The 6,801-nt window shown below is 33.3% G+C and carries 8 protein-coding genes; 4 read left to right on the top strand and 4 right to left on the bottom strand.

Going from position 1 to position 6,801, the window contains the following annotated elements; translation table 11 throughout:
* The first annotated feature begins 677 nt into the window (after positions 1-677).
* Positions 678-884: a hypothetical protein gene (locus tag WC223_13600; GenBank protein MFA6925275.1), complete on the top strand. Its 207-nt coding sequence runs from the start codon at positions 678-680 to the stop codon at positions 882-884.
* Positions 885-1,219: 335 nt separating this feature from the next.
* On the opposite strand, the gene WC223_13595 is transcribed toward WC223_13600, so the two are convergent.
* Complete coding sequence (locus WC223_13595; protein ID MFA6925274.1) at positions 1,220-2,023, bottom strand: hypothetical protein; 804 nt, start codon at positions 2,021-2,023, stop codon at positions 1,220-1,222.
* A gap of 508 nt (positions 2,024-2,531) precedes the next feature.
* Here WC223_13595 and WC223_13590 point away from each other — a divergent pair.
* Complete coding sequence (locus WC223_13590; GenBank protein ID MFA6925273.1) at positions 2,532-3,362, top strand: hypothetical protein; 831 nt, start codon at positions 2,532-2,534, stop codon at positions 3,360-3,362.
* The gene (locus tag WC223_13585) at positions 3,346-4,158 is read left to right on the top strand and encodes a hypothetical protein (protein ID MFA6925272.1); all 813 of its coding nucleotides are present in this window, start codon (positions 3,346-3,348) and stop codon (positions 4,156-4,158) included. Before WC223_13590 ends, WC223_13585 begins: the two co-directional genes overlap by 17 nt.
* A gap of 71 nt (positions 4,159-4,229) precedes the next feature.
* Here WC223_13585 and WC223_13580 read toward each other — a convergent pair whose 3' ends face one another.
* On the bottom strand, positions 4,230-4,538 hold the full coding sequence (locus WC223_13580) for a hypothetical protein (protein ID MFA6925271.1): 309 nt from the start codon (positions 4,536-4,538) through the stop codon (positions 4,230-4,232).
* A 200-nt stretch (positions 4,539-4,738) separates the two neighbouring features.
* Here WC223_13580 and WC223_13575 point away from each other — a divergent pair, with 200 nt between their 5' ends.
* Positions 4,739-5,335 (top strand): hypothetical protein, encoded by a 597-nt coding sequence (locus WC223_13575; protein MFA6925270.1) that lies wholly within the window; start codon positions 4,739-4,741, stop codon positions 5,333-5,335.
* Between the two features lie 422 nt (positions 5,336-5,757).
* On the opposite strand, the gene WC223_13570 is transcribed toward WC223_13575, so the two are convergent.
* Both WC223_13570 and WC223_13565 read right to left on the bottom strand, forming a co-directional pair.
* On the bottom strand, positions 5,758-6,204 hold the full coding sequence (locus WC223_13570; protein MFA6925269.1) for a protein-export chaperone SecB: 447 nt from the start codon (positions 6,202-6,204) through the stop codon (positions 5,758-5,760).
* A 58-nt stretch (positions 6,205-6,262) separates the two neighbouring features.
* Positions 6,263-6,673: a hypothetical protein gene (locus WC223_13565; protein ID MFA6925268.1), complete on the bottom strand. Its 411-nt coding sequence runs from the start codon at positions 6,671-6,673 to the stop codon at positions 6,263-6,265.
* Between the last annotated feature and the right edge of the window lie 128 nt (positions 6,674-6,801).

Raw genomic sequence — 6,801 nt, 5'->3', positions numbered from 1 at the left:
TAAGTAACATAATAAACCTTATAATAAAAGCGGCGATATTAAGGTATAAATTATTTAATGCCGCTTTCATTTATAAGGGTTATTATGTTAAATAGCCCCACGCCAACGCACGCCGACCCAAGCAAACAGCCCATTAAAAAAACCACACGAGCCGACAGCACCGGCATTATTTTTTTAATAAGCTGTTTGCGGCTAAAAGCGGTAGCAATCAAATAAAAAAAAAGTAAGCCGACCCGGCTTGCGTGTCCAACAATATACGCAACCACCCGACCCGCATACTTTTTTTTTCTTCAATTGCTGACTTTTTTTTTACACGCAGAAACCACACTGCTACCAAGCCCAACCACCAAAGAGCAAAGAAGCCCGCCCAAACAAACTGCAATCCCTGAAGAAAAACAAAAACCTATTTTCATTGATACGAGTACTTTAAAACTTACTTAGGCAAAGATAAGCCACCGCTGACGCACAGTCAAGAGCAAGCCCGTTGGGTTCATTCATTTTTTTCAGATAAGTAGATTTTAGTTTATTCCGAAAAAAATGACCTGAACTCTTGACACTTCCCCACGCTCTGGCTTAAAGGGTTGCCTAAGCAAGTTTTAAAGTACAGCTTTTTTTAAACAACATGCGATTTTTTGACGCATTGAAAACCATTGTTAAACCTAAAAAAGCTGATTATTATGAGAAAAAAATTAGAAGTATTAAAAGAAATGCTTAGCGAAATTAAAGAGCTAAGAGAACTTTATTATGATGCATACGAACGCACTGACGACAGGCGATTTATTGAAGCGTATTATTATCACTTTCACAAAGAAATCACGATACGAGGAAAAATCTTTGACGATTATAACAACTTTAAAAAAACAGGCAAGTTTAAAAAAAGTTGAGTCGGATATTTACCTATGTTCAGCCGTAGTTCAGTCGGGGTTCAGCCGTATTAAAGCCGTATAGGCAACAAAAAATTGCCTCTTTCAGTTATAGTTCAATTATAGAAGATTTATTTTAGAGTTGTAGCAGTTAAACTAAAAAATCCCGCATTACTGCGGGACTTTTTAGTCATGAAGAAAAATAAATTAAAATATAAATAAAATGAAACCAATATTAAATTTTGCTATAACAAAGATACAACTCTGTTTTGCAAAAGTCAAGAAAAAAAGTAGAGCCGTGCCTGCCAACACGACTCTACCACCTAAACAACAAAAACAAAACACGCAAAAAACTATCAGAACACATTTACAACTTTCATACAGTTGCCCTGAGCGAGCATATAGTCAGCAGTTCCCACTCTTTGAAAGAACTCAATCCCTATGCACTGAACTATGCTAACCGTTGCCGTCATTGTGGGAGCAGGAGTACCCGGAAGAACTGCGGTAAGCGTAAACGTTACAGGAGTTGCAGAATTAAGCGCCGTTACAGCAGAATAATTAAGACCGCTAATCATGTTTAAAAGCGGGTCAGTTGCTTCGTAGTGCCCTGTATTAACATTAAAAGCATAATCAGAAACAACCCCGATTGCCTCAAGCAACCTGAAGTGAGTTGCTCCTGATGGAGCTTCGACATAGTCTTTAGGCAGAAAATTTGCAACAGTAATAACGCCCTGATTCCTTGCCGTGTTGTTAGTAGCAACGAAAGGAGCATCGAAAACCTGCGACAAACTGATTTTTTTATTAAAATCAAATCCCGCTAACATGCTCCTTGAAGCAGAAAGCGGAATGGTTCTCTGTCCTCTTGTTCCCGTACCTTTCAGGTTTATTTCTTTGAAAAGCTGTGTTAAACGTGCCGTTACACGTGGATCAGATTTGCTTAAAATAACACTTATAAGAGCCATGCGCAACGCCTTTGAAACAATGGCGCAACCGCCGAACTCCGAGTTATTTTCCCTTGTACGAATGAATGAAGGATCATTTAAAATCCTTTCTTTAGATGGCCCGTTTGCCTTTCTGGCTAAATCATCACCATTCAGCTTATAAAAGCTAATACCGTCCATATTGCCTTTAAGCTTGATTAAACCTGTTTGCTTACTCATAATTGACAAAATTTAAACTGTTAATAATACTGAAAACTATGAGTAGAAACTTTTACATAAAGGAGAGATTAAATTTTAATGTTGTGCAAAACCTTGTCAATACTGTATATAAAGGTACAAAAAAATAAAAGTGAAAGCAAGTTTTTTAACAGATTTATTTTACTAAAAGTGTTGATATGACAGCAATAAACGCAATATGGAATCGTTATATATAAATGTGTTTTACTTTTTTTAAGCCGCAGAACAAGCATAAAAAAAGCAAGAACATTTTTTATTTAACTGAATAAAAAACTTTCATAAAAAAGAAAAAAAGTTTAATTTAGCTGTGAAATAGAAAGAAAAAGGTTCTTTGAAAAAGTGTGCAGAAGTGTTGGAAACGCCCTGAAATAGTAGTGCAGGTTTATACCGTTATGGATACGGAGGAAAAGAAAAGCTAAATGAGTGGGATAATAAAACAGGTGTGTATGATTTTGATGCAAGATTGTTAAATGTTTTGACTTGTAAATGGATGAGTATAGATAAACTTGCAAGTAAATACCCGGCAATATCTCCATTTGTTTTTGCATTGAATACGCCAATTATGGCGAAAGACCCAGACGGAAATGTCGTCATATTTATCAATGGACAACATGCAGGTTCAGGCGGAACGGCTGCTTATTGGGGAGGATATGATCAGAAAGTTATGAAAGCTGTGGGTGACCAAAGTGCAAGATATGTTGATGGTGCTATGGGTGGATGGAGAAACACAGGAGCAAAGGCATTAACAGGAGGAATTGCAGGTAGTAGCTTTGGTTGGGTGGGTTCTCTGACAGGCGCAGCATTGAATGTATGTAATAGCTCAAATGTAAGTAGACAAACACGTATAGCAGCAGGCGAAGCACAAGGAATGAGAGATGCAGCCGATATAATTGCGAACTTGAAAGAGGGCGAAACCATTAAAATTGTGACACACAGTATGGGAACTGGTTTTGCAAGAGGTTATACCGAAGGTATTTTAAAATATGCAAAAGCACATGGATTAGAAAGTAAAGTAAAATTTGAATATGAGTTAGATGTAAATGCTTTTCAAGGTGGAGATCTGCCAGCAGACAAGAATGTAAAACAAACACAAAACAAAACAGGGGGTTTGGATAGTGGCAATAGCTTGATGGAAGCTGTTCAGGGAAATTCCGTTCCTACTGTTGCCCCTGTACCAAATGCAGAAAACACATCTACAAAAGAAGATGCAAACAAAGGACATGATGTTAGTAAAATGAGTACAGATGAAATCCCAAAATTAGGTAATGGGGGAAATGCTGGTTCTGTGGAAGAAGGAAGTAATAATGAAAAAAAACCTTGATAAGATGCGAATAACGACTGTTTTATTATTATTTCTTTTCTTGCAAAGTTGCGGGCAAACGCCGAAAATCAACAATGCAAAAATGGAAACCTATAACCAGTTCAGAACACAGAAATTAGAAGCAAGAGATAGCTTATTTATTTTGTATACTGTAAAAGATTGGGGTAAAAAAATGTGGTATAGTTGGGCAGTACGAACCGACATATATAAAATGACTTTTGATGACGTAAAATACTTTTTTGCGGGAACATTTTATAGTCCCGATAAAAAAAAGATATTGGTTTGGATTGGGGAAAAAAAACCTAATGTGGAAAGTATAGAAATGATAAATTCTAAGCGTGAATTAAACAGAATATGTCCAACAGGCGGAGATACAATTTATTCTTTGACAGCTTTAATAGGTTTTAGGGATAGCATAAATCAAGTATGGAAACTTTACCCATTTAATCAGCAACAAGCAACCTGTTACGATAAAGAAGAAGAAGTAATAAATGTATTGGGGCAGTACTACTTTGGACAGATGAAAACACATCAGATGTATAGGATGATGCAATCAGGCAAAAGAAAGGGTCATAAGGAATCACAAGCATACGGCTATAATTTACAGGATAAAGATTTTTGGGATAAATGTTGGTTGTTTCAGAAAGATACGGTTGGCTCTTATGGCTTGTATCCTTTTCAAATAAAAGGTTATGATTATATAGGAGATAAATGCACCCAAAAATGTGCAGAACCATATAATCCACCACAAATTAATTATCCTGAAGAAATATTAAAGTTGTATAGAAAGAAATAAACGATTCAAAGCACAGATAGAAGTAAACCTCTTGTAATAATGATTGCAAGAGGTTTTTCATTACGATATTTTTAGGATTTATAATTCGGATTATTATTTTGTAGTTCTACAATAAGATTTATTGCATTCAGAAAAGCCATTTCATCATTTTGCAATTCTGCCGGTAATTCATTGTTTTCGCAGGTTGCTTTATAAAACATCATACACTTTTGAAACCCCAGAGTTTGCTGATGATTCAATTTTAAATGAAGATAACGCCCTAATAGTCGCGGATCGGAAGAAACAGGAACGCTGTCAATTTTTTTAATCGCTTCAATAAAACTTAAAATGTCTTTGTCCTCTTGCTTGGCGTTTTGTTTAATGAATGTTAGGAAATCCATACTTACACATAAATTTTTATTAAAGTGCAAATATATCAAAATTTACAATTGAATATTATAGCCGGCAAAATTGAATTTGCTAAAACGGTTGCAGATTATGATTTCTTTAGTAAAAATTTCATTCAGATAAATATTCTTTTCAGATAATTAATATATTTGTTTTAGTTAGATGCTAAATGAATTAAAAAAAATAAACCCACATGAGTGTAAGCAACGATACTGAACTAAAAGAAACTTTCTGTAAAATCAATAACCTTCTTCAAGAAGCGCAAGATTATATTAGTCGGGAAGAAGAAGACCCCGATAAATATGACACAAAAGAATTTTTATTAAAGTTTCCAACAAATAATTACATTAGAACCGTTAAAGAGCTATCAGAAGAATTTAAATTTATTTCCGATGAAGTGTTGTTGAAAAATATTTGTTTTTCTTTAATACTATCAGATTTTTATTGCTGGCTATTAAACAGGGCAAAAATAAAGGGAATACTAAGAGAAATGATAATTAAAAATGAAATCCTTTTAATGAGTTCAATAGCTGAAGTATGTGTGGAAAAATACGGATATGGAGATACATTTAATAAATGTCTTTTTTCTATTGACACAAAATTAATCAACGAAAATCTAAAAAAAAGATTAAGATGGTTGTGGAAACTAAGACAAGGAATACATCTTTATTTACTTAAAGAACCTGAATCTCAAAAATATAATGACGAACAATTTAATAAAGCTGTTAGTATTGTTGGAAATTTAGTAAATGAATTAAATAAAAACAGCGGGTTTTCACTATTATATTAGAAAAAACAAATTAAAAGAGAATTAAAATAGTAAAAGCCACACGCATTAATTGTATGTGGCTTTCATTTTACATAGTGAGTTTTTTGGTGATGGAATCCAATCACAGGTCAAAAATCAAATAATTTCATTTAATCTTTTCTTTCCATAGGGTACCTCCCTTTCGAAAGCAAAATCACTCTTTTAGAGCTTACTTTTAACTTGACTTAAAAAACTGGGATGCGTTTTTTTCTTTTTTTAGTAAAGATTAAAGGGAGGGTAAACAAGTACCCATTTATCCTCAATTACGACACCTTTTTAAAAACCTATTTTTTGATAAATTACTTATTTGTTCCTGATGAAGTATATCAGATTAATATTTTTTTGTCAAGTATTTAATTCGTGAAAGAACAATTAAAAATTGACCTTGATAAATAAGGTGTTTTCTACTTTTTATTTGCATTTTGTTTTTTTACCGGACTAACTTTGTTAATTTCTTTTGTGTTTTCCTCAAGTTTTTTGCCCAAACTGCTTATATTCAAAGTTGGCAAATTAACCGGATCATAGCCGGACAGATTTGTTAAAGTGGAAATATACGCCCTTAAATACGGGAATAACATAGCAGGTGCATTTATATAAAACAGGTTATTCAGTTGTTTCTTTTCAATTTTATTGCTGAAATGAAAACTTGCCATTGATGTTATTTCAACCTTAAAAACCTTTTTCTTGTCTTCTATAAGAACTTTTAAAAATAATTGAAAACATGAATCTTTTTTATTGATAGCTCCGCTAGGTTCAAATTCTATCAGAAACTGAGAAGGATTGCCTTCTTTTTTCTCTATCAAAGAACGCAGTATCTTAAATCCTTTAAATTGAAATTGTAAATTTTCCATATAAATAACAACAAGTGTATAATTTATCTTAATACTATTAAACTGTCAGCATCACTCATTAACATAAAATTTCTTCTTCGACACAAGTCGAATAACTCATCTTCTCATCAAAAACAAACTCATTTTTTAATGATTCCGTTGGTTTTTCCTCAAGAGTAAATAAAATACTATTAATTTTTTCTTTAAGAAAACTTTTTTCTGAATCAAATAAAATATTTTCATTTCCTATTTCAATTAAACTGCCCTCTGACACAAATAAAATATCTTCATTAGGATATTTCTTTTCAAATTTTATTTCAATCTTTCTTTTCATTTTCATACAAGCGATATCATCTTTGAAATAAGAAGGAGGCAATATCTGAATTATATGAGTTCCCGTATATTTATTTAATTCATATTTTATTCGAATTCCATTAAAATTTTCAACTAATTGCTTTAATTGGTCGATTAAAAATTCTGTGGGCTTCATATGGAGATTCCGCGTAAACTGGTCCAGTAATTCCGCGACAAAGTGTTCCGCACTTTACGCACTAAACTGGTCCGCCTATTTCGCGGCAAACTGTGCCGCCTAAAACACATTGAAGCTCTGTTGTTTTT

This window comes from Bacteroidales bacterium, assembly GCA_041671145.1.
Classification (GTDB): Bacteria; Bacteroidota; Bacteroidia; order Bacteroidales; family JAHJDW01; genus JAQUPB01.
Note: the sequence above shows the minus strand (reverse complement) of the source record. Positions and strands in the feature narration are given on the sequence as shown.

Bases quoted from the DNA above. Each gene is read 5' to 3' on its own strand.
- WC223_13580 (MFA6925271.1), bottom strand. From the start codon at position 4,538: ATGGATTTCCTAACATTCATTAAACAAAACGCCAAGCAAGAGGACAAA.
- WC223_13570 (MFA6925269.1), bottom strand. From the start codon at position 6,204: ATGGAAAATTTACAATTTCAATTTAAAGGATTTAAGATACTGCGTTCT.
- WC223_13595 (MFA6925274.1), bottom strand. From the start codon at position 2,023: ATGAGTAAGCAAACAGGTTTAATCAAGCTTAAAGGCAATATGGACGGT.
- WC223_13600 (MFA6925275.1), top strand. From the start codon at position 678: ATGAGAAAAAAATTAGAAGTATTAAAAGAAATGCTTAGCGAAATTAAA.
- WC223_13585 (MFA6925272.1), top strand. From the start codon at position 3,346: ATGAAAAAAAACCTTGATAAGATGCGAATAACGACTGTTTTATTATTA.
- WC223_13565 (MFA6925268.1), bottom strand. From the start codon at position 6,673: ATGAAGCCCACAGAATTTTTAATCGACCAATTAAAGCAATTAGTTGAA.
- WC223_13575 (MFA6925270.1), top strand. From the start codon at position 4,739: ATGAGTGTAAGCAACGATACTGAACTAAAAGAAACTTTCTGTAAAATC.
- WC223_13590 (MFA6925273.1), top strand. From the start codon at position 2,532: ATGAGTATAGATAAACTTGCAAGTAAATACCCGGCAATATCTCCATTT.